General features: G+C 59.0%; 12 protein-coding genes. All 12 read right to left on the reverse strand.

Annotated elements, in window-relative coordinates:
* Positions 1-66: 66 nt before the first annotated feature.
* Positions 67-663: a hypothetical protein gene (locus JMV15_RS21750; protein WP_019819566.1), complete on the reverse strand. Its 597-nt coding sequence runs from the start codon at positions 661-663 to the stop codon at positions 67-69.
* A 297-nt stretch (positions 664-960) separates the two neighbouring features.
* On the reverse strand, positions 961-1,452 hold the full coding sequence (locus tag JMV15_RS21755) for a pentapeptide repeat-containing protein (protein WP_019819564.1): 492 nt from the start codon (positions 1,450-1,452) through the stop codon (positions 961-963).
* A 221-nt stretch (positions 1,453-1,673) separates the two neighbouring features.
* On the reverse strand, positions 1,674-2,051 hold the full coding sequence (locus JMV15_RS21760) for a hypothetical protein (protein WP_014716395.1): 378 nt from the start codon (positions 2,049-2,051) through the stop codon (positions 1,674-1,676).
* Positions 2,052-2,148: 97 nt separating this feature from the next.
* Complete coding sequence (locus tag JMV15_RS21765) at positions 2,149-2,772, reverse strand: hypothetical protein (RefSeq protein WP_014716394.1); 624 nt, start codon at positions 2,770-2,772, stop codon at positions 2,149-2,151.
* Positions 2,772-11,813: a two-partner secretion domain-containing protein gene (locus JMV15_RS21770; RefSeq protein WP_038448412.1), complete on the reverse strand. Its 9,042-nt coding sequence runs from the start codon at positions 11,811-11,813 to the stop codon at positions 2,772-2,774. Before JMV15_RS21770 ends, JMV15_RS21765 begins: the two co-directional genes overlap by 1 nt.
* Positions 11,814-11,843: 30 nt before the next feature.
* Positions 11,844-13,565, reverse strand: a complete 1,722-nt coding sequence (locus JMV15_RS21775) for a ShlB/FhaC/HecB family hemolysin secretion/activation protein (RefSeq protein ID WP_038448410.1) — start codon at positions 13,563-13,565, stop codon at positions 11,844-11,846.
* Positions 13,566-14,057: 492 nt separating this feature from the next.
* Positions 14,058-14,534 carry a poly-beta-1,6-N-acetyl-D-glucosamine biosynthesis protein PgaD gene (gene pgaD / locus JMV15_RS21780; RefSeq protein WP_003187480.1) on the reverse strand — a complete coding sequence of 159 codons (477 nt, stop codon included), beginning with the start codon at positions 14,532-14,534 and terminating at the stop codon, positions 14,058-14,060.
* Between the two features lie 2 nt (positions 14,535-14,536).
* Positions 14,537-15,877, reverse strand: coding sequence for a poly-beta-1,6-N-acetyl-D-glucosamine synthase (gene pgaC / locus JMV15_RS21785; RefSeq protein WP_020302876.1), 1,341 nt, complete (start codon positions 15,875-15,877; stop codon positions 14,537-14,539).
* Positions 15,878-15,879: 2 nt separating this feature from the next.
* On the reverse strand, positions 15,880-17,877 hold the full coding sequence (gene pgaB, locus JMV15_RS21790; protein ID WP_014716390.1) for a poly-beta-1,6-N-acetyl-D-glucosamine N-deacetylase PgaB: 1,998 nt from the start codon (positions 17,875-17,877) through the stop codon (positions 15,880-15,882).
* Positions 17,878-17,889: 12 nt separating this feature from the next.
* Positions 17,890-20,370, reverse strand: coding sequence for a poly-beta-1,6 N-acetyl-D-glucosamine export porin PgaA (gene pgaA, locus JMV15_RS21795; protein WP_201491916.1), 2,481 nt, complete (start codon positions 20,368-20,370; stop codon positions 17,890-17,892).
* 337 nt (positions 20,371-20,707) lie between these two features.
* A complete protein-coding gene (locus tag JMV15_RS21800) occupies positions 20,708-22,204 on the reverse strand; it encodes a YdgA family protein (RefSeq protein ID WP_020302878.1) in 1,497 nt (498 codons plus the stop codon).
* A gap of 147 nt (positions 22,205-22,351) precedes the next feature.
* Complete coding sequence (locus JMV15_RS21805; RefSeq protein WP_019819550.1) at positions 22,352-22,984, reverse strand: hypothetical protein; 633 nt, start codon at positions 22,982-22,984, stop codon at positions 22,352-22,354.
* Positions 22,985-22,988: the final 4 nt, after the last annotated feature.

Here is a 22,988-nt window from a genome sequence, read left to right on the forward strand (position 1 = left end):
TAGTTATAGCACGACGAAAGGCCATTTTTGTGTCAGATTCACGAATAAATCGCCTCAACACCACGACTAAACATAGCGAAACTTCCAGAGATCACCGCTCTTCATCCAATATCTCTCAGCATCTGGTATTAAAAAACTAAAATCTGAACACTTGGATGTCCAATCAGAATATGAGAGTTCCTCGTGGAATCGGTCTTGATCCATATGCATATATATTCTTCTATCAAAATTAATATAGAATACGGGCAACCTAGACGCTACACGGCCAACAAGACCGAATATATCCGCACTCAAACTCGCGCCTGACAAAAAGTAGCCCTCAACCTCTTTCAACAACCGGGGTAAACTACAGTCGTCATCCAGCTCAAAAATTTTTGAAAGGTCTTCACCCGTCAACACACCTTCACTAACACTATTTAGATACTGCGAAAAATTATCGGCTGTTAGCTTTAAAATTCCACCACGGAACACCCTACACGCTTCTTCATACTGCGCCTGGGTTATATGCCCTTTATCCAAATATGCGCGATAGTCTTTTTCCGCATCCAATGAAAAGTTATACTTATAATCCAAAACCCAATAACACTTAGCACCACTTACAAAAAAACAGATACTTTTCTCACCAGACCATAAACCATCAAGCACTTCTTTATTTAAATTCAATTCCCGAACTCCTTTAAAAATTCTTCATGAGCGTAAATGCGGGCGTTGCTTGAGTGCTTTTCAAGCAACGATTCCCACACCTTAGGAAGTTCCAGGGCTGTCCCAGGCTTGGTCGGATCTACAATTTTAGGCGCTGACGGGTCTCGGTTGACTCCTGGAATCGGACGTTGAGGAACTGCGTTAGCCATAATTTCACTATGGAGTTTAGCATCGACATCAAATACAACCACGATAGAAAAAGGGGACAGATTTATTTAATATGCTTTTCAACTCTAACATAAATAACGCCCCCCTTTTCTACTCTCGTTTAAGCACTTTAATCGCACCATAACTTTCTGGTCGAAACCCACTTGGCCAGACAGTAGCGTCATTATACGTAGCGCCCAAAAAAAACGCCTCTTCGATTCTATTTGCACAAAGATCAGCGCCACATAAATTTGATCTAATAAAGCTAGCACCACCAATATCAGCACCATCAAAACTTGCACATGAAAGATTTGCACCGGCAAAATCAGCAAATGCTGCCATTGCGCCTGCGAAAGAAGTATTACTCATAACTGAATTCATAAAATTTGAATTCATCAGAGCTGCTCGATCAAATATAGCTCGATCTATAAACGCGTTAACAAATGAGGCACTTCTCAGATTCGAACCAGAAAAGTCGGCACTTCCAATATTAAGCTCATCAAATATAGCGCGATGCAACTGCAACCCTTTCAAACTTGCACCAACAAAACCATTTAAAGGTAGAGTTAATATCTCGCCCGTCTCAAAATTAATATTAATCATTTATCCCCCCAATCCACCGGATCCACCTTCACCTCAGACATTGGCTTAGTTAAGCCAGCTTTATTCGGCGGTAATGTTCCAACAAAATGGGACAGATTTATTTAATAGGCTTTTCAACTTTAATTTAAATAAATTTGTCCCATTTTTTAGTCCCCTTTTTTCATTTCCACATTATTGCTAACACACCCTCATCTCTACCCCAAAAAAATCTATCCTACCTTTTAAAATACAACACTTGGAAATACTTTACGAAACATATGCTGTATCGCTGGCAACCGGGCTAGCTCGTCCAACATTTCGGTAGCCGAAAGCGGCATATCGTAGGGTACCGTGCCACGGAGCAGTGCTATTCCATATAAAGCATATTCCTCGTTTTTAGAGCGACTCCAATTTGGAACATAGCCAATTACTTTGTAGATCTTGAAAATAGGCTCATCAAATTCAATCAAATCATATAAAAAATCTGGAGCTCCCTCCTCCCCTAAAAATCCTGCGCACCACGATTGTAACTCCAATCTATCAATAGCCTCGCAGAACAGACAGGTGATTACAAACCCTAAAAGTTCATCACTGTAACGATCAGTTCTTTCTGTAATCACTTTCCGCCCTCGAATCTCCCCTTTTTTAGGGGGGATAGATATTATCTAATAGGTCTTGTACTGCCATAACAGATCTAAATACATTTCCCCCACTCTTTTATTTTCGACAAACAAAGAACTTATCTTCACTGAGATACCCAATACCGCCTAAGCGCCAAAATTCGAAATATGAACGAAAGTCAAAATCCAGATTTATTAAAGGCTGCCCCATATACCAAGCCAAATAATAATCAGCGGCAACTCCGTAAAGGGCCTCAAACAGTGCGTACTCTTGCTCTGTTTTTAGCAACCTGCAATCCCTGACCTGATCCCCCACCAGTTCAAGTATCCAGTTGCTGGGAACGTCTAATTTATCATAATCGTTAAATTGATCTTTACTTCCATACAACAGTTTTGCACGTTGGCATATCCCGTATAACTCGTCGTCTCCAAGAGACTTACAGAAACTTGCCTGAGCTTGCAACCAGAGTTTTGCCTTTTGCATCAATTCAAAGTCGCTAGATTCAATCGTCGGGCATAGATATAACTTATCTTCAAGCGTACCAGCTTGGATCACCTCATTCACGCGCGATACCAAACTGTCAGCTTGAGGAAAATAGCTTAACGCTTCAGTAATTTCAGTTAGAGAAGAATGTACTTTGAACAGAGCTAAAAAATGCGACTTATCAAAATAAGTTCTTCCCTCACAAAAAGCGCACCAGTCATTTAAAAGGGTAGGCATTAATTTCTTCCTCTTGGTAACTCCGGCAAAAGAGAAGGATCGATTTTCCATCGATCGCGCAATGCCGTTACGCCCTTATTAAATTCGTTTAGGGACTTACTGTTATCAATAACAGCTTTTAGCTCATTATGGAAAGCACCTGAAGCATTCCCACCGTGACCGCCTGGTACCCCATCAATAGGGTTGACCCATGTCAATTCGGATGTTTTTGTTCTGAAACGCTGAATTTCACTCATCGGCACCCCCCATTGTTTGAATTCAGGAGCGCGACAAACCATACACCACTCATGCAAACCTCCTGGCTGACGAATTCTCGCCTCAATTGCCTCTCGGGTAGCCCTGTTTTCCCAAAGCACGTCTAGCTCTGCTGGCGACAGGTCGTCAAACCAACGTGTGAAAGCGCCGTTACGAACGCTAGGCACTTTGCCGTCAGGCACAAGCTCTTGAAACGTCCGGTCAGTGTGGCTTTCGCTTACAGGCGATCCGGCAGAAGGCACCTCATGAATCGAACAGCTTCCCGCATTACAGGTATAACAAGGCCCAATGTTATGTACCCAGGTACTTAGCTTGCCAACATAGAACGTATGTCCAATATCCACCGTCAGGTTGTACGTTTTACCCTGCGACTGCAGCAGCTTTATTGATACAACGGAGATCGAAGCCTCTTGAGTCGCCCCATCCCCCAACGACTGCAGTTGATCACCCGGCTTGAGCTCTATAAGTGGCACAAAGCCTTTGCGCTTAGGCACGTAGAACGGATGACCCGGCGTCACTTGCAGAGTCTCAGTGATACCTTGACCGGCACTGCCGTTCTTCACAAGCGTCAGCTGATAGATCGGTTGATCCGTGCGAATGTGGGTTGCTGAGACCTTCGACGCGAACGGCTCACCGCCTTCTTCAGGTTTAGTCCAGACGACGTCGCCCACCCTGAGCGCGTCAATGGCTCGTTCACCATCAGGGGTGGCGACCATAGTCCCGGCTGCAAAACAGCATGGGCTATAGCCTGCTAATTTGGCCTGTGCTTGGTTGGCAAACTGTTCAGTCCCCTTACCCGCCGCCGCATCCAAGCCTTTACCAGCGGCTGACTCAATGCCCTTTCCGGCAACAGTTTCTGCAGCCTTGCCAGCGATAGCCTCCGTACCTTTAACCGCTAATGCGTCGCGCGCGGCCAACTCTTTGATTGCGCTTAACAATGCTCCCTTGCCTACTCCACCTATGGGCATAAGCTCAGCAAGCAGCTTGAGATCAATATCTGAATTAATGCCACCACTTGCCAAAACACGTAGCCGGTCTATTTGCTCTGCTTGGGAGGCGGCGTCAGAACTGAGCGCGGCGATCTCAGGGAGTTTCGTGATAGCCGTACGCTCTCCGTATTGCTCGGACCACGCATCAGGCACAACACCCATGCCACCAGGTTCGTTGTTGTAGGTTGTGTTACTTGAAGGATTGAACAGCAGCGAATCCTTGTACTGCTTTTCTGTGGACTTGAACGCAACGACCTGATCCCCGTTGGCAACAATGGGGCTGCCATCTCCCCAGGTCAGCAGGACTTTCTCGTTTTGCAGCTTGGTGATAACTCCCCGCGCAACAGTCAGGTCGTCACCTAATGCTTGCCCTTCAGGGTTAGAAGGACCGTAACCGGCCAGAATCCCTTGAAGCTCATTGTTGGTTTTCTGATCGACCTCGCCTCCGGCAACAAACGTTAGGAGCGCATCCCACTCAAAACCAGATCGGCTTTGACCTTTGGTGGCATCTAAACTCTTGGCCTCTTGGGCCAGTCGTTTCTCTTCTTGAACGTGCAACTTGCGGTTGTATGACTGTGCATTCCCAGCGATTTCCGAGCCCATGGCGACATCGCCATCAACACTCGCGGCAGCGAGCAATCCCACCAGTTTCGAAGCCGCATTGACCAGACGATCGTGTCCCGCTGGATCATTGCCACTGAGCAAAGGCGACTTATCCAACGCCACAATAAGGGCTTCGTTAGCACCCGCAGCCATCGCTCCCGTTTTAAAGTCGCCGCCCATTGCTTCTGAAAGCAAACCACCTACAACAGCATGCAGTGCAGTTTTGCTCAGGTCGCTGTCTTGAAGTTTGAAGGCATTACCAAAATCACCAACGCCGGTGAACGCGGTCGCCTGCATTACATCGAAAAGGCTGCCCTTCATTGCATCCTTGAAGCTGCCTTGTCCAAGAGCTTCAGAGAGCGTTCCGCGCACGGCACCGCCAGCCAATTGGATCGTTCCAAAACGGCCAATCGCTGCGGGGTCATTCCAATGGGGTACGACGCTTGGTCCACTTACCTTGTTAGTTACAGGGTCGCTCTGCGCGCCAAACCAATTGCCACTGGCGTAATTCACAAAGCCCGCAGAAGCGCCCGCGATCAGTGACTGCTTCAAGCTGTCGCTGCTGAAGGTTTCCTTGAATGCGGCCCCCAAGTTGCCTTTATTGTTTATGGTGCTGACGACGCCGGTACTGGCAAGCGAGGTCAACGAGGCAGTCGCGATGACGTTGCCCAACCCTGCTGCAGTTCCTGCGACTGCTGCGGTGGTCGACGTCGCAGCGGTAGCGGCTGTCGCGGCAGCCATAGTGGAGCCGGCCCCTACAGCGCTACCTGCCGAAGCAGCTAGCGCACTGGCCGCTCCCGCCGTCAACACGGTGACAACGATGATAATTGCCAGCATTGCGCCTTGGCCGAGGCTGGAGTGGCTGTATTTAAAGGAGTCGTGCAACTCCTTCACATGCCGCCAATCCACATCCCCACGCTTCTCGGCTTCTTTCAACCAAGCCAACTGTGGGTCTGCTTTGACCATCACATCAATCGTCTGGCTAACCGTGTTCTGATCAATCTGTTTAATGTCGATCTTCAGCCCGTTAACCGCCTTGATCGCCAACTCACCCTGTGCCTTCAACTCACTTTGGCGCAACGTCTCGTCGGTATTCCCCTTGCCCTTCGCGCTGGTCCACGCCAGGTCACTCTTGCTCTTCTCGTGGCTCTCCTGGTGCAGGTCTTTGACCGCCTCGAAGGTCACCGCGCCGCCACTGGTGATGGCCAGGTCCTTACCGCTCTCAAGCTTGGCCCGCTGATACAACTGATCACCGCCACTGACCAGCGACAGATCACCACCAGTCTTGATCTCAGTCCCCACATTTGTAACGTGGGTCACCTCATCACGCTTGGTCTTCTTCGCGCCCCAGCCCCCCTTCTCCTTCATGTCGTAAAGGCTGTAGGTGCTGTTCTGCGCAGCCAACAAACTCAACTTATCCCCGCTATACAGATAAGCCTCATTCCCCGCACTGATCCTGCTCGCCACGATCGTGGTGTCACGCCCCGCCTGGCTGACAAAATCCCCACCCGCCGTCAGTACGCTCGCCACTTGGGTGGCCTGGTCGTCCGAGGTCTTGATGCGTTTTTTGCCGTCCTTTTCCTTGCCCTCGACGTTGTGCATGTCGCTGACCGAGGCGACGTTAAGGTCGCGGCCGGCGGCGATGGTGAGGTCTTTGCCGGCGGTGGCAGTGCTGCCGATGATGTTGACGTCTTGCCCGGCCTGCATGTTGAGGTTGCCGCCCGCCGTGACGCTGGCGGCGAGGTTTTTGACGTCGGTGGTGATGCTGGATTTCTCGCCGCCGTCGCGGGTCTCGTGTTTGACGCGGGTGTCGCTGGCGGCGATGAGGTTGAGGTCGCGGCCGGCGGTGAGGTTGGCGTCGTTGCCAGCGGTGAGAGCGCCTCGGTTGGTGAGGTCGCGCCCGGCGTCGATGGCGAGATTTTCGCGGGCGACGATGGTGCCGGCGCTGGTGTCGGTGAGGGTGCGCATACCGGCGCCGTCACGCACCTGGATGGCGGTGGTTTCGTTGGTGATGTCGCCTTTGAGCGCCGTGAGGCTGACTTGCTTGCCGCGGATTTCGCCGGCCATGGCGTTGCGGATGCTGTCCTGGGCCAGCAGGTTGAGGTTGTTGCCGGCTTCGACCAGGCCACCGGTGTAGATGCTGCCGCTGCTGATGGCGGAGAGGTTGTTGCTGGCGCGCAGTGTGCCGACGTTGATCAGGTCGCCGCCGGTGACCAGGTTGAGGTCGCGGCCTTGGATGAGGCTGTTGCCGTGCACGTTGCGCGAGTCGGCCTGGGCCAGGTACAGCACCGGTACGAGGACGGTCTGGCCGTCGATGACGCGGTTTTCCATCCACACGATGTCGTGGGTCAGGGCGCCGACTTGCTGGTCGGTGAGGGCCACGCCCAGGCTCAGGCGCAGGGCGTCTTTGCTGGCGAGGCCGTTGTCCATCAGGTAGCGGAACTGGTCGGCGTCGCTGTACAGGCCGCCGGCGAGGAAGCGTTGGCCGGTTTGCGCGAGGACGGCGTCGCGGATCAAGCGGGTTTCGTACTGGCCGTCACCGAGGCGGCGCCAGGCGTTGTCGGCGGTGAAACCGAGTTTGCCGAGCATGTAGTCGGAGCTGAAGAAGCCCGACACCGAGGTGAATTCGGGGTTGGTCTCGATCAGGTAGTGGCTGGTAGGGTCGGCGTTTTTGACGAACAGACCGTACTCGCCCTTGGGCAGTTGGAAGGTGGGCGAGGTGGTGGGATCGACCGGGGCAAACGCGGTGCCGGTGTAGTCCACAGGCACGAAGCCGCCACCAGGGGCAACGCCTACCACGGGCAATACGCTGCCAGGCGCCTGGGCGCTCGGGTCGTTGGCGTGTTTGCTCAGGTTGATGTTGATGCCGCCGACGGGGATGCCGGTCTGATCGTCGCCGAGGGTGCCGGTCAACTGGGCCAGGGTGTTGTTGTGCAGCGTGCCGTTTTGCAGGGTGCGGGCGACGTTGAGGTTGACCGTGCCGCCCGCTTGCAGGGTGGCGTCGTAGCCGGGGCCGCTGTTGTTGGTCCAGGTGGTGACGTCACTTGCGTAGGCGAACGGTAGGCTATTGGGTGAGCGGCTTTTGAGTTCTTCGAAGCGCGCCTTATCGAAATTCCCGGCCGCCGTGGCCGCATTGAACGCGGGCACGTCGACATATTGCATGCGTTCAAACAAATCGTCGGAGACGTGACCTGGCGTGCCGATGACAAGCTTGCGCTGGCCCGTGCGCGTGGCAGCGCCCTGGTTGAGCAGGTCACCGGCGGTGATGCTCAAGTCGCCATTGGCGGCCATCAGGCTGTAGCGGTTCTGCACAGTGTCGCCTTGCAGCAGCATGTTTTTGCCCGCCACCAGGCGCGCCGCTAACGAGTCCTTGGTCGCCGCCTCAAGGTACGTTTCGTAGATGGTGATCTCGCCACGTTCCCAGTTGTCGCTCTCGCCGCAGTGCTGGCCACAGATCCAACTCAAGCTGCCGGTGGTCAGCGTTTGCCCGAGTTCGAATTCATCTTTGGCGTTTTCGATAAAGCCTGCATTGATGCCGATCGAGCCTTCGCTTTCCACGGTGCCGGAGCGGTTGCTGAACAGCACGGCACGCCCGCCATCGCGGGCGGCGAAGCTCAGGTTGCCTTTGCTGTAGACATCGCCATAGCTGTTGCTGAAGCCATTGCTGCGCAAGGTCATGTCGCCGCCGCTGAACAGCAGCGTGTTGGCGGCATTGGTGATGCCGTTGACTGCGGTGAGGTTCACTGCACCCTGGGCACCGAGGGTGCCACGGTTGTTGATTTGCGCGGCGGCGATGTCCAGTTGCTGGCGGGCGGTGAGGAAACCGAGGTTGTCCAGGGTGCCGCCCAGGGTCAGGCGCGCATTGGTGGCCGCCAGGCGGCCGCCGTTCTGGCTGAGGTTGTTGGCGGCGACGGTGAGTGTTTGCAGGGCCGAGACGCGGCCGCTGTTGGTGATATCGCCGGTGGTGATGCTGATGTCGCCGTCGCTGAGCAGTTCGCCGCCGTTATCCAGGCTGGCCACGTTGAGGATCAAGCCCTTGGCGCTGGCCAAGCGGTCACCGGCCTTGAGGGCCAGCCCTTGGTCGCTCTTGTAGGTGAGCACGTCGTTGAGTTGCACACGGCCCAGGCCGTCGACTTTACCGAATGCCCAGTCGGCGCTGCCCATGCCCTGGATATTGCCCTGGCTGCCTGCGAGGCTGGCGGTGTTGAGGTGGAACAGGCCGGTGCCGGCGTGTTGCAACATGCCGTTCTGGTTGTTGAGGCTGGCGGCGTCAAGGCTGAAGGCCTGGCTGCCGAATTCGAGGGTGCCGTTCTGGTTGTTCAGCGCGCCGCTGAGGTTGAGTTTGCTGCTGGCGCCGCCCAATGCACGCAGTTGCCCGCTGACGCTGTTATCCAGGTTGCCGCCGGTGAGGGCCAGGCCCTGGTTGGCTTCGATCAGGCCGCCCTGGTTGGTGAGCGTGTTGCGTGAGGTCAGGTTGATCTGATTGCCGCTGACCTGGCCGCCCGCGCTGTTGTCGAGGCTGGCGCCGCTGACGGTCACTTGTTCTTTGCCGAACAGCTTGCCGCCACGGTTGGCCAGGGCCTCTACGGTCAGTTGCAGGTTGCCGACCAGGCTGGCCATCAGGCCGCCGCTGGCGTTGTCGACGCTGTTGGCGGTGACGCTCAGGCTGTCGCCCTGCACGGTGCCGCCCTGGTTATCCAGGCGGGTGATGTTCAGTTCGGTGAGGGCGCCGCCGCTGAGAATCAGGCCCTTGCGGTTGCTCACATCCTGGCCGCTGGAGCTCAGGCCTTCGGCGCCGGCCAGCAGTTGGCCGTTGTCGTTGTTCAGGTGCTGCGCGGCGATGTCCAGGCGCTTGCCGCGCAGGGTGCCGCCGTCGTTATTGAGGGTGGTGAGTTGCTTGACCAGCACGCTGCGCTCGCCCGCGTCGATCTGGCCGCCGACGTTGGTGAGCAGGTCGCTGACCTTGAGCACCACATCACCGCCATCGCTGACCAGCACGCCTTTGTTGCTGTTGTTGAAGGTCTGCGCGGTGACGTCGACGGTCTGCCCCAGCAGGATGCCAGCGCTGTTGTCGAAGCGCTCGCCTTGCAATTGCAGCAGGCCCTCGCTCTGGATACGGCCCTGAGCGTTGAGCAACTGGCCCGGGCCTTTGAGCAGTAGGCTTACGCCCTGGGCGCCACCGGCGAGCAGGCCGGCGTTGCGATTGTCGAGGCCCGAGGCGCGCACGTCGAGGTGGTCACCCAACACGCGCCCGGCGCGGTTGTCGATGTCGCCGCCAGCCACGTCGAGCAGCAGTTGCTTGCCGACGATTGTGCCGCTCTGGTTATCCAGGTTGGCGGCGTGCAGTTCGATATCGCCCTGCCCGGCCTGCAAGCGGCCCTCGGCGTTGTTGAGCTGTTGCGCGGCGGTGAGGGTGAGCTTGCCGGTGTCGGCGCTGAGTACGCCGCCTGCGTTGCTGCTGAGGGTGCCGGCAGTGACGCTAAGATCGGTGCTGGCCTGGGCGAAACCCTGGTTGTTGTTGAAGGTGTTGGAAACGGCGAGGTTGAGCGCGCCACCGTCGGCCTGGATCAAGCCCTTGAGGCTGTTGTCGAGGTTGCTGGCAGTGACGGTCGCGGTTTTGGCCACCAACACGCCGTTCTGGTTGTTCAGGTTGCCGGCGTTGACGGTCAGGTCGTTGGCGATGACTTGGCCGCCGCTGTTGTTCAGGTCGGCACTGGTGAGCACCAGGCTGCCACCGGCCATTTCGATACGGCCCTGGCGGTTGTCCAGGGACGCGCTGTTGAGCGTGGCGGCCTGGCCTTCGCCGAAGCGGATCAGGCCGCCAAGGTTGACGATGGCCGGTGAGTTGATCGCCAGGCTCTGCTCACCGAACAGGCGCGCAGTGGCGCCCTGGTTGGTGAGCTTGGCGCTGCTGACCTCGACGCTCTTGGCCTGGATGATCGCGCCCTGGTTGGTCAGCGCTTGCGCGGCAGTGATCGCCAGTGCGCGGCTGGCCAACAGGTTGCCGCTGGTGGTGACGGTTTGCGCGTTCACCACCAGATCGCCGGTGGTGTTGCGGCTGTTATCAGCGGCGACGCCGGCTTCGATGATGCCGGGGTTGTTCACGCTGGCCGCGTTGATCTCGATGCGCTGGCCGGCGGCGATGCTCTTGCGGTTGACCAGCGCCTGGGCGCTGGTGACCTGCACGTTGCCGTTGGCGTAGACCTTGTCGGTGAGGTCGACGTTTTGCGCGGTGACTTTGACGTTACCGGTGGCCACCGTTTGCGCCATGCTCAGGCGCCCGTTGGCGTCGAGCTGAATATCGCCACCACTGGCGGCCAGGGTGCCGTCGAGCTTCACGCCCACACCGGCCTCGGTGCCCACCAGTTTGATCGCGCCGGCATACATGCCACCCAGGGCCGAGGAGTCAATTGCCAGCTCGGGCTTGGTGCTGCCGTCATCGGCGCGGGCGGTGGTTTTCAGGCTTTGCGCATCGACGTCGTTGCGCCCGGCGATCACGTTGAGTTCGCGGGCGTTGATTTGTGCGTTGATCTTGGCCGAGCGGGTGATGATATCGAAGCGTTCGACATTGCTGGCGTTCAAGCCCTGGCCGTCGATGGTCACGGCGCCGCCATCCACTTCATAGCGCTGCAATTGGCCGCTGGCGTCGAGCACCGGTTTGCCGGTGGTGAGGGTGACGTTGGGGGTGTTGATAAAGCCGCAACCGCTGCACGTCACGCCGTACGGGTTGGCGACAATGACCTTGGCCGACTGCCCCGCCACTTCGGTGTAGCCGCGCAACTGGCTGGGGCTGCCGCCGTTGACTTCGTTGAGGATGACGTTCGCCGCGCCGCCCTTGAGATTGGGGTTGCCGACAATGATCCCGCCCAGTTGGGTGTTGACCATGGCGCCGTTGCCATTGTTGAGGATCACGCCGTTGGGGCCGACGTTGTAGTCCTTGAACTGGTTATGGGACAGGCCCGCGCCATTGGGGGTGGCGATGTTTACCACCGGCACGCCATTGCCCGCCGCGCCCACGGTGGTGCCCGGCGCACTGACCACGATGCCCTCGGCCTGGGCCAGCAGCGGCTGCCAGAACAGTGCGTTGGCAAGGATCAACGCCAGCCCGCGCTTGGGCAGGCCGAAGAACGCGTCCCGGCGCTTCAGGGCGGCAGAAGGTTGGCGGGCCAGGAAGGCGAATTGGCGAACATCCATTGTCAGGCTCTCATGCAGCGGGGCGTTGAATTACAGGAAGAAATCCATGCGAAAGTAGATCGGCGCTTCGCGCTCGGTGACTACACCGGGTCTTTCTAACGAATGAGCAAAGGTCACGCTGGTGCTGACGTGTTTGCCTCGGGCGAACAGCTCCAGGGAGTTGCTGGACACCCGGCCATGAACGTTGTCGTTGTAGCGGTCGTTGCGGATCACGCCCTGGTCGTAGCCGACACTGGCGCCGTACTCGGCGAAGGCCGGGCGCATCCAGTCGAGGGTCACCGGGCGCGCCCAGCGCACTTCGTTGCGCCAGTAGCCGCCGCTGTCGCCGGTCAGCAACTGGTCCTTGAAACCGCGCACCGAGGCCGAGCCGCCAAGGCTCATGCGCTGCGGCGAAAACAGCGGGTCTTCGCTGCGTTGGCCGGTGGCCAAACTGCTGAAGCTGAACGACTCGCCCCACAGGCTGAAGGGTTGCAGGTAGCTGACGGTGGCGGTGTATTTGCGGTAGCGCGAGTTCGGCTGGCGACGGCCTGCTGGGTCACGCTCGTCTTGGGCCTGGGCGTCGAGCAGGCCGATGCCGCTTTGCATGCCCAGGTCCAGGTTGACGAAGGCACTGCCGATGCGCCGACCGTGGTTGACGCCCAGTTGCAGTTCGCTGAGGCGGTTGCTGCTGGGCGCGGTGCGCACGTCGAGGATGTAGTTGTTGGTGCGCAGGTGCGCCAGGCCGACGTTGACCGAGGTCTTGCTGACGTCGTCGCGATGGATCACCCGCTCGGCGCGCAGTTGGTGGTTCTGGTTGTCGCCGTCCTGCTTGTATTTGAAGCCGTCGGTGACGCCGTAGGTGCGGTAGTCGCTTTCGCTGTAGGTGTAGCTGAAGTTCCACCAGCCCCAGGGCAGGTTGTAGTAGAGCATGGTGTTTTTCGAGGTTTTCTGGTGGTCGCTGATGGCGTCGTGGCCGCCGCGCAGCATCAGTTGGTCACCCAGGCCCAGTGGGCTGTCCCACTCAAGGCCAGCGCCCCATTGCTGTTCGCCAGTGCTTTTCTGCCCGTCGTTGTTGCGCGACAGGCTGGCGCGCCAGGGCTTTTGCGCGGTGTTCTTGACCACCACGTCGCTGCCGCCGATTTGCTTGCCGGGGGTGAGTTCCATCTGCGCTTGTTTGGACGGCAGGCGGTTGAGCTGGTCCACCAGTTGCTCGATTTCACGTAGGTTCAGCGCTTCACCGACTTTGCCGGGAAAGGCCATGGCCAGTTCGCGGTCGGTCACCGTGCTGCCTTCGGCGCTGCGCAGGGCTTCGAGCTTGCCTTCCACCACCAGCACTTGCAGATGGCCGGTGGAGAGGTCTTGCTGCGGCAGGTAGGCACGGCTGGTGACGCGGCCTTTGCCGAGGTAGTAGTCGGTGATGGTTTTGAGCAGGTCGTTCAGCTGGGACACGCCCAGGCACTGGCCGATGTAGGGCTTGAGCAAGCGCTCGCGGTCGGGCGCCGGCAGGCTGTCGGCGCCTTTGAGTTCGATGGTTTTGATCGGGAAGCAACGGGTGTCGGCCGGGGTTGCCGGGGCTTGGGGCTTGTCCGCTTTGCCGGGCAGGTCCTGGAGTTCCTGGAGGCGCCGCTGCTGCTCTTCGAGCAGGCGGTTCTGCCGGTCGCGGATCAAGTCCTGATCGCCAGGCGTGGGGGCGGCGGATGCACTGTTCAGGCCCATGCAAGTGAGCAGGAAAGTGCAGAGCAATAACCGGGTCCGTGGCAATAACGAAGACATGTTCGATCCATCGAAAATCAAGGGCCGCGAAACTAACATCGAACTTCCAGCTCGCCTAGAAACGGGCGAAGTGGGGCCGCTCGACTGATTAGTTTTCTAACCTGTTGATTATTAATAATAATTTTTCATCAAAAGAGTTTAAGTCGGGCACTTACGGTGATTATTCCGACAAGCGGCAACTGTTTTGATGGCGATTCGACGAATGACTTTCCGACTGCCATTATTTAGCCATCAGGTGTTCGTCGAGTTAGGTTAGTACCGGAGAAGGGGGAAAAGTTCGCGGGGGTTTTGTGAATTGGATCCCATTTATCGGAATTCCAACAAGAGGAGTGAACCACTGCAACCCATGGGTGGAAATACTACCTGTGGGAGCGGGCTTGGTCGCGAAGGCGGTGTGTCAGTCACTGCAACTGTTACTGCACTATCGCTTTCGCAGGCAAGCCAGCTCCCACATTGGATCTTCATTGCTTTGAGCATTGCGTTCGCTTAACGCTAGCCAATGCCCTTGTCTTTGTCGGGCACCAGGGTCAGGCCGGGGCGTTCGACGTCGCGGGAGACGTGGGATTTCACTTCTTCGACGCCGCCTTCTTCGTCGTTGTGGATCACCAGCACGCCAGGGCGGCGCAGTTGTTCGAGGTCGCCATCGCCCAAGTTGAAACTTTCACTCAGGTGCTGGTCGCTCAGCGCATTGGCCTCGGCGCGGCGCTGGGCGAATTTGCGCCCGCGATGCTGCTGATAACGTGCCCAACTGATCAGGATCACCGCATTGAACAGCGCGATCCACAGGTAAACCTGCAAGGTGTTGAGCGCAGCAAAGATAGGCGCCTCGATGCGCGGGCCGCCGTGGGTTTCAAGCATGGCGCTGATGCCTCGCGCCAGCAGCCAGATCAACCCACCCCAGGCCAGTAGGGTCAACAGCACATCGACGATCCACATCAGTGTGTTTTGGCGAGTTCTGACCAGTTTCATGATCACGCCTCCTCTTGTGCAGGTTTGATACCGCGGTCCGGGCTGACCCAGCGTGCGCGTTTCTGATGCTGGTTGAACAACACCTTGGGAAAGCTGACCAGGGTGGTGAGCAGGCTGACCAGCCAGAACACCATCGGGTACCACACGGTCCAGAACAGGGTTTTCCACAGGTCTTTTTCGTAGCGCCGGTCGATCAGGATGCTCACCGCAAACTGCAGCAGGCACACCATCGCCAGCACCAGCCCGGTGAACGCGGGCGGCACCAACGAGCTCACGGTGATCGCCGCCGGTAGCGTGACGAATTTACCCACGGCCCAGAAGACCACCGACAGCAGGAAGGTGAAGGCCCAGCCGGTGGACAGGCAGTACTCGAACAGCAGCGGCCACAGGTAGCGGTGGCGCCATTGCCAAATGCCACGGATGTTCTTGAACAGCACTTCGGCGCCGCCCTGGGCCCAACGCAGGCGTTGTTTCCACAGGCCACCGACGGTTTCGGGCATGAGGATCCAGCACAGCGCGCGCGGCTCGTAGAAGATCGCCCAGTGATCGAGTTGCAGCTTCCAACTGACATCGATGTCCTCGGTGATCATGTCGGTGCTCCAGTAGTCGATGCGGTCCAGGGCTTTCTTGCGGAACGCCACCACCACACCAGAGACCGTGAAGATCCGGCCGAATACCCGCTGGGTACGCTTGATCAAACCGATGATCGAGGAGAACTCGCCGACCTGCACTCGGCCGATCAGGGTCGAGCGGGTACGAATGCGCGGGTTGCCGGTGACGGCGCCCAGGCGCGGGTTGTCGAGCATCGGCGCGACCATGTAGGCGGCCGCGTTTTTGTCGAGCAAGGCATCGCCGTCGATGCACACCAGGTATTCGCTGCGGGCGGCCACGGCGCCCATGCGCAGGGCCACGGCTTTGCCCTGGTTCTGCGCCAGGTGCAGCACGCGCAGGCGCGGGTGTTGCAACGCAAGGGCATCGAGTACTGCGGCGGTGTTGTCGCTGGAGCCATCGTTGACCGCGATCACTTCGATGTTCGGGTACACCTGGCCGAGGGCCGCATCAATGGTGTCGGCGACGTTATCGCCCTCGTTGTAGCAAGGGATGATGATCGAGATCAGCGGCTCGCCGGCCAGGGTCGGTGCCGGCGTGTCTTCTTCCCACGGCCAGTGGCGTTCCCAGTGCAGCCAGAAATACAGGCCACCGGCGATCCACAGCGCCGACATGAACAGCGGGTAGAAGAACACGAAGTCCATCAGGAACTGCCCGGTCACCAGGAATATCAGGCCCAGGGGCAAGCCCAGTACCAGTGCCAACACGAATAGAGCCAGGATTCTGTCAACCATGATCAAGGGTTCCATTGGTTGGAGAGGGCCGGACGGATGGTCTTCAAGTCCGGGGAGTTTTCCAGGAAGTTGTCCGGGTAGTAGCCGAAACTGGTGACGCCCTGGCGTTTGAGTACACCCATCCACTCTGCCAATTGCTCAGCGCTGATATCCGGTGCGGCTTGGGTGCGCCAGTCTTTGGCTTGCAATTCGAAGATGGTTTTTTGCATCGCGCCGGGACGCGTCTTGACCGTGGCGATGAGTTTTTCCAGCCAGGCGTTGGAGGTTTTCACTTCCTGGCCTTCCATCAACGGCATGGCCATCGGCGCGGTCCAGTCGTAGGCCTGGAGGAAGTCATCGAGGTTCTGCGCGAACCAGGTTTCGCTGCCAGGGTTGAGCATGGGCTCGGCGAAGATATTGCGCGCCGTCAGCACCTGCGGGCCACGGATGGCGCGGACCTTGGCGGTCAGCTCATGGGTGAAGTCGATCAGGTAACGGCTTTTGAAACGGGTCCAGCGCTGCATCACGGCAGGGTCGGCACGCAGGGCCGCGATGCTGTCCGGCAAACCTTGGGCCGCGTAGGCCTTGAGCGCTGCGGGGCTGGCGTCTTCGAAGTCGTTGAACACCGCATCATCGTGGTAGAGGATGCCGTCAATCGGCCCTACACGCGCCAGGTCTTGGTAGATCTCACCGATGACCTGCCGCACCTTGGGATCAAATGGCGACAGGCGTTTGTATTGATCCGGGTCGGGGCCGACTTGGCCGGTTTTCGGGTCCCAGCGGGTGACACGCGGCAGCTTGGGGTCGAGGGCAAAACTCAGCACCGGCATCCAGGCGTACACACTGGCATGGGCGCGGGTGTGCAACTGCCAGGCGACCCGGTTGAACAGGTCGGCACGCATCGGCAGATGGCGGTTGGGGAAGTACAGCGAATGCACCAGGCCGTCGCCCTTGGGGTCGGCAAAGGCTTGCAGGAAGACGGTGCCGGCGCCCATGTCCACCACGCGCTGAACCAGCACGTCGAGGTTGCGCGCCTGTTGGGCCGGGTCGGGGTCGTACACGTTGTCCAGGTCTACGTGCAGCACGCGCATCGGCGCTTTGGTCTGCACGGCCACCATGCTGTTGGCAAAGTGTTCACCGTCCGGGTCGGAGGCCACCAGAAAGCGCGGGCTGTTCATCAGGTTGCCGAGGTCGTCGAGCCCGTCTTCCAGGGTCAGCGCCATCTCGTAGCCGTGCTCGCCGACTACCGCCAACGAGGTGCCATCGGCCGCCCCATACGGCCACACCCACACACGCGGCGCCTTGCCGGTGACGGTACGGATTTTGTTCGAAATCGCGGCGACGTCAGCCCGCATACGCGCCTGGAACTGCGCTTCGCTTTCGTAGCCGTTGGTCTTGGGATCAAAACTTCGCGTGGTGGCGGCCGGTTCCAGGTTGCCCTGGGGGTTGGCCAGGATGCCCTTGTGATTGGCGTCGGTGTGAGCGGCAATTTCTACCAGGCCAGACTGGGACACTTCACGAATCTGCTGCCACGTCAGGAACTCTCCCCGTGGTCGTGGCGTACCGGCAAAATCCACCGGTTGGTTCAACGGCGTGTCGATCCAGGACCCCACCGGTGCCAGCAATGCAGGCCAGTGGTAGGCACGCAGAATCGGCATCACGCGGGTGTAGAAGCTGGAATAACCGTCATCGAAGCTGAGCATCACCGCCTTGGGTGGCAATGCCGGGCCGCCGCGCCGGGCCGCCAGGATCTGATCGACGCTGACCGCCTGGTAGCCATTCTCCCGCAGCCACGCCAGCTGCTCGATCAAACGCTCGGTGCGCACCGCCACCACGGCTTGATCGGGGTCGCGATCCTCTACGTCGTGATAGGCAATGCCCAGGAAGTGGTTCTTCGGCCACGGCGCTTCGTTGGGCGCTATCGGCCGTTCGGCGGGTGGAGTGTAGGGCGCGGGTTGTTGGGCGCAGGCGGCGGCCAGCATTACACCCAGGACCAACAAGCAACGGCTGAGGACGGTCATGGTCAGGCTCTTTTAGAAACGGTAAGTGAGGTCGACGAGCAGGCGCAGATCGCGTTCGCGATCACCGTCATAAGGTCGGCTGATCAGGCTGAGGTTGGCGCCCATTTCCAGTACGTCGTTCCAGCGATAGCGTTGGCCGTAGCCAATCAGGCCGATACCGCCGGTGGAGTAGTCACGCTGGCTGTAGGTACCCGCGCCGATTTGGAACTGCTGACTCCACTGGGTTTCGTAGCGGTGATAGAGCACGTGATTGACGTTGATCATGGGCAACACCGTGAAGTCCGACTTCGGGTTGAAGTACACGGTGTCTTCCTTGCTGTTGCGGCTGGCGCCCACTTCCAGGCCCAGGTCCACTTGCACATGGGGCGAGCTGTATAGGCCTTCGCGGCCGGTGAGCAAGGCTTCGAAGCGGTCGTTGCCATCGCTGAAATGGGACGGGCTGAGGGTCAGCTTCCATTCGCGGCTTTCGTTGGCGCGCCAGCGGATAAAACCGCTGCCGCCGTTGGCTGTGACGCCGTCATTCAGGGCCCGCAACGGTGTGGTGCTGAGCAAATAGCCAAGGCTGCCGCCGTATTGCCAGTGGTCGTTGATGTCGCGGGCAATCGACACGCTGGCGCCTTGCTTGGAACCGTCGCCATAGGAGTGGTTGGACACTTCGGCTTCGATGGTCATGTCACGGGTACGACGCTCCACGCCCACGCGCTGCCAGCGATGTTGGCCAGTGCCTTCCTCGAAGTCGGCGGTGGCATAGCCGGCACCGGCGAACAGGCGCCAGTCTTCGTCGATGGGCGGCGTGTAGATCACGCTTTCAATGCCCCAGTCTCGGCTGCCGGAGACGGCACCGGCGTCGTTGTTATTGCCGCCACCGTAGCTTTTGCCGGTGTAGGCTTCGACACGCAGCTCGGCCATGTCGTGCACATCGCGCAGGCGGCTCAGGCGCTGCACCTGACGGTTGTCCGGGTTGCGGGCGAGCACGTCGTCGGTGAGCGCGTCCATCTGCCGCCATTCTTGCAAGTCCATGGCGGTATAGGCTTGGGAGACTTCCAGGCCGATGTCGCGGGGGGCCTGGGTTTCGGTTTCCTTGAGCGTGCCTTCGGCGCGGCGCGGCCAGTCGCGGGCGCGGTACATGTCGGCCTGGGCCAGGCGCAGGCCCACGTTGCCCGGTGCCTTGGCCACCAGGGCTTCCAGGCTGGCCTCGCTACCGGGCAGGTCACCGCCATAGGTACCGGCCTGGGCGGATAATTGTTGGGCGTCCATCCAGTTGTCATTGGGGTTACCAATGGGCAAGCCCTTGAGCTCAACGCGGGGGTTTTGCTCCTTGGCCAGGTTGTTGGCGACCTGGCGGGCCTCTTCGACCTTGTCGCTTTCCAACAAGGCGTAGAACAGCGCCGTGCTGTCATCGACCCGATAGCTGGCGTCGGTGTCAGGGGCGGTGAGTACCTGGCGGTACAACGGCTCGGCCTTTTCCGGCTGGCGCTGTTCCAGGTAAGAGCCAGCGACCCAACGCAACGCGTAGGTGGGCAGTTGCACGCCTTCGCTGGTGAGGGTTTGGTAATCGCGGATCACCTCGGCATGCCGCGCTCGCGCCTTGAGCGCACCCAGGCGGTCGATGCGCCAGCGGATGACATCGTCCTTGGCTGTGGCGTCGGGAGCCCAGCGGCTGATCAGTTTGTCGTAGTCCTGCAGGGCACGGTCTGCGATGACGTAGCGTTCTTTTTCTGTACGCGTGGCGAACTCGGCCATGCGCACACGCTCGGCGGCAAGGTCGCCTTCGAGGCGGCGCTGGGTGACGGCGTCCACCAACCCCGGGCGCTTGGCCGAGAGGCGCAGTGCCGGCTCCGGCAGCCGCGCCTTTTGCAGGGCAACGATGTATTCACTGGCCACTTCGGGCTTGTCACCGGCGCGGATAAAGGCTTGGTCGAATTCGAATAGCGCGTCGTAGTTCAAACCGGCACGTGTCAGCGCATACCCCAGGGCCATGCGGCGGTTGGGGTCATTGGGTTGGGCCGCCACCAGCGTGCGCAGGCGTTGCACCGCCTCGTTGGCTTTGCCGCCATCGGCCTGGGTGAGGGCCTGGCCCAGTTGCAGGTCGACGTTATGGGGTTCACGCAGCAACGCCTGGCGATAGACCGCTTCGGCCTGAGCCCACTGCTTTTGATTGCGATAAGTGCGCGCCACCGTGGCGAGTGCCTGGGTGGTGAGGTTGCGATGCTTGCCTTGCGCCTCGTACACCTTAAGCACTTCGGCGTCTTGCCCGGCCCAGCCGGCGATCACCAGGTGGTCGCTGACCTGGCCTGGGGTCTGGCGTTCGGCGGAGAGTTGGCGCAGTTGGGTCAGCGCCGGCGTGAAGTGGCCGTTGCGGGCCTGGATGATCAGGGCGTCGTAGGCTGGGTCGGCAAACGCAAGGCCTGGAACCAGCAACTGGCTGCACAGGGCGGCCCCGATAAGCAGACGCAACCGGCCGGAGGCACTGTAGGGGTGGTTTCGCAGCATATCGTGAGCTTCCTTACACACGGAAAGCCTTAACGATAGGTGATCCTGAGCGAAACGCATCAGGGTGTCGGCGTCTCGGGACCCGACCTAGCTTTCCTGTAGGAACTATCTCTTAGCGAAGTAGGGGGAAGTGCAATTCAGAACAATTGTTCAGAATTGTGCGAGCGCGATTTTTTGCCCTCACACAAAACGAATGTGGGAGCCGGGTTTGTGTGGGAGCCGGGCTTGCCCGCGATGCAGGCACCGCGGTCGTTCAGCCAGACCGGGGCGATGCTATCGCAGGCAAGCCAGCTCCCATACAAGCCAGCTCCCACATTTTTTACTGCATTTTCAGCGCTTACTGGGCGCCGCTGACCGCACCGGCCTTGGACATCACAAAGCTGAGGAACTGCTCAACGGTCATTTTCTGGCCGTTGAAAGTCACTTCGTTATTGGCGTAGTGCAGCTTGGAAACCACATCGGTGCCCACCAGGGTTGCCATTTGGGTGCCGACGGCCATGCCGCTGACCATCTCGGCCGCCATCTGCGATTGCTGCTCGATGGCTTTGGGGTCAGTCACGCCGCCGACCTGGGCTTGCAGGGCGGCCACGTCGCTGATCATCGGCTTGGACAGGGTCAGGTTGGCATCGAGCAGCGCAATCATCTGCTTGCCCAGCTCAACCGGCGGCAGCTCCATAGACGTTGGCTTGGCCAGGTCGACCACCAGGTTGAACTTGCTTTCGCCGTGGGTGGTTTTCAGCGACAGGTTTTCCACCGCCAGTTGCGGCTTGGCAGCCAATACCTGGTTGACGTTGGCTTCGGCCAGGGCCTGCTCGGCTTCGGTCAATTGCAGTTCCGGCACCGGTTGGCCGGCAGCGGCAGCGGCTTGCACCGGTTGCATTTTGTCCTGGTAGAGCTTGGTCAGCACCAGCATCGCCGGGATGTCGACGTTCTTCATGCTCACAGCCATGGCCGCCGAGCCGACCGGCTTGCCCTGGTAACCGATCTCGTCGATTTTGTAGTCGACGCGACCGGCCAGGTTGTTGTCCTTGGCTTGGGTGGAATCTTTCTGCTCGAAGCCCTTGAGGGTCAGCACGGCTTTCTGCGGGCCAAAGGTGACCTTGGTGTCGGTCAGTTCCACGGTGTTCTGGCCGGTGTAGAAGCCAAAGGTGGACTTTTCCAGGTTGCTGGCGACGGTCAGGCCAGCCAGTTCCGCTTCGAACGGTGCGCCATTGGCATCGATCGCCGCGACCTTGAGGCTGTTCATGAAGCCATCAGCCTTGACCTTCTGGCCTTCGGCGCTGCTGTCGAATTCCAGGTTGGCGCCGGAGAAGCTCACCGAGGAGGTGTCATCCTTGAACTCCAGCGGCAGCAATTCGATGTTGCCGCTGACCGAACGGCTGTAGCCGATATTCGCCACGCCTTTGAGCGGCGACACGTCTTTGCTGGCGGCGAACCATTTTTCGGTGGTGGGGTTCTTTTCCAGTTCGTAGTGACTGGTGGCCATGACCGGCAACCACTTGAGGGTCACCAGGCGCGAGAACGGCAGCGGGCCGTGTTCGATATGGTCGACGAACAGCAATTCGGGGTTCGGGTTGTCTTCGCCGAACACGCTGCCTTGGCCCTTGAGGCGATAGTGCGCGGTGCTGCTGAACACGCCACGGTCCAGGGACACCAGCTCCAGGGTCACGCTACCATCGACGCCGGCCATGGAGGTCTGCAGTTCTTTATTGGCGCTCTGGATAGCGGTTTGCAGGACCGGCTCCAGTTGTTTACCGGTGTACCAGGCACCGCCCGCACTGACGGCGCCGACGGCGACAACAAAACCCAAGAAAACAACGGCTGGCTTATTCATGAAGTGACCTGATCAAATCCTGTGAGAAGTGGGCTGTCTTCCTTGAACCCCTGAGGGGATTGGCTCAAGCCCGCCGAAAACGGGGGAAGATTAGCACTGGCGGGCGTAAACGGCCCAGCCTTTCAGAGGGATCAGTTCAGCAGGAGTTCAGGAGTACTCTTGTTCGACTTCATCCAGTTGGTGATCAAAACTCTTCAAGCGCGCGGTCCAGGTGTACACCAACACCTCGAACTCGCGGTGTATCACGGCGTTGCCGGGGGTGTCGGCCTTGGGGTCGCAAAAATCCAGCTGGTAGCGCTCGCGGGCCATTTGCGTGGCCACGTCGGACAATTCCCGCGCGTTATCCAGCCAATGCCTACCGTCGGCAACCTGTCGGTCCAGCAGCACGCATTGTTTTTTCAGGACTTCGAGGCTTTTTTCCAGCGGCGTGCCGGTGAGGTCGCCCATGACTTCCTGGAACGTGCGCCCCGGCTGCCAGTAGCTGCCCCAGAAATAGCGGTCGAACACGGTTTCGACGCGGCGCAGGGCGACCTTGGTGTCCCAGATCGCCACGCGGGTCTTGCCCTGCTCGAGGAGTTTTTTCTTCACCCGCTGGTTTTGATACGACGCCCAGGCCACCACGCCAATGGACAAGGTGCCGATCACCAGGCAGGCGCTGTCGAGGAACACCATCGCCTTGTCGAGTTGATGGGCGAGCATGACGCCGTAAAAATACGCGGCCGATAACAAAACCAGTGCGAAGAGCACGCACCAGAAAGCGGGAGCATAAGGGTTTTTCATTCTT

Source organism: Pseudomonas paracarnis, assembly GCF_904063055.1.
Taxonomy (GTDB): Bacteria; Pseudomonadota; Gammaproteobacteria; order Pseudomonadales; family Pseudomonadaceae; genus Aquipseudomonas; species Aquipseudomonas paracarnis.

Coding starts and splice junctions, on each gene's coding strand:
- JMV15_RS21800 (WP_020302878.1), bottom strand. CDS start 22,204: ATGAATAAGCCAGCCGTTGTTTTCTTGGGTTTTGTTGTCGCCGTCGGC.
- JMV15_RS21755 (WP_019819564.1), bottom strand. CDS start 1,452: ATGATTAATATTAATTTTGAGACGGGCGAGATATTAACTCTACCTTTA.
- JMV15_RS21770 (WP_038448412.1), bottom strand. CDS start 11,813: ATGGATGTTCGCCAATTCGCCTTCCTGGCCCGCCAACCTTCTGCCGCC.
- pgaC (WP_020302876.1), bottom strand. CDS start 15,877: ATGGTTGACAGAATCCTGGCTCTATTCGTGTTGGCACTGGTACTGGGC.
- JMV15_RS21805 (WP_019819550.1), bottom strand. CDS start 22,984: ATGAAAAACCCTTATGCTCCCGCTTTCTGGTGCGTGCTCTTCGCACTG.
- pgaA (WP_201491916.1), bottom strand. CDS start 20,370: ATGCTGCGAAACCACCCCTACAGTGCCTCCGGCCGGTTGCGTCTGCTT.
- pgaD (WP_003187480.1), bottom strand. CDS start 14,534: ATGAAACTGGTCAGAACTCGCCAAAACACACTGATGTGGATCGTCGAT.
- JMV15_RS21765 (WP_014716394.1), bottom strand. CDS start 2,772: ATGCCTACCCTTTTAAATGACTGGTGCGCTTTTTGTGAGGGAAGAACT.
- pgaB (WP_014716390.1), bottom strand. CDS start 17,877: ATGACCGTCCTCAGCCGTTGCTTGTTGGTCCTGGGTGTAATGCTGGCC.
- JMV15_RS21775 (WP_038448410.1), bottom strand. CDS start 13,565: ATGTCTTCGTTATTGCCACGGACCCGGTTATTGCTCTGCACTTTCCTG.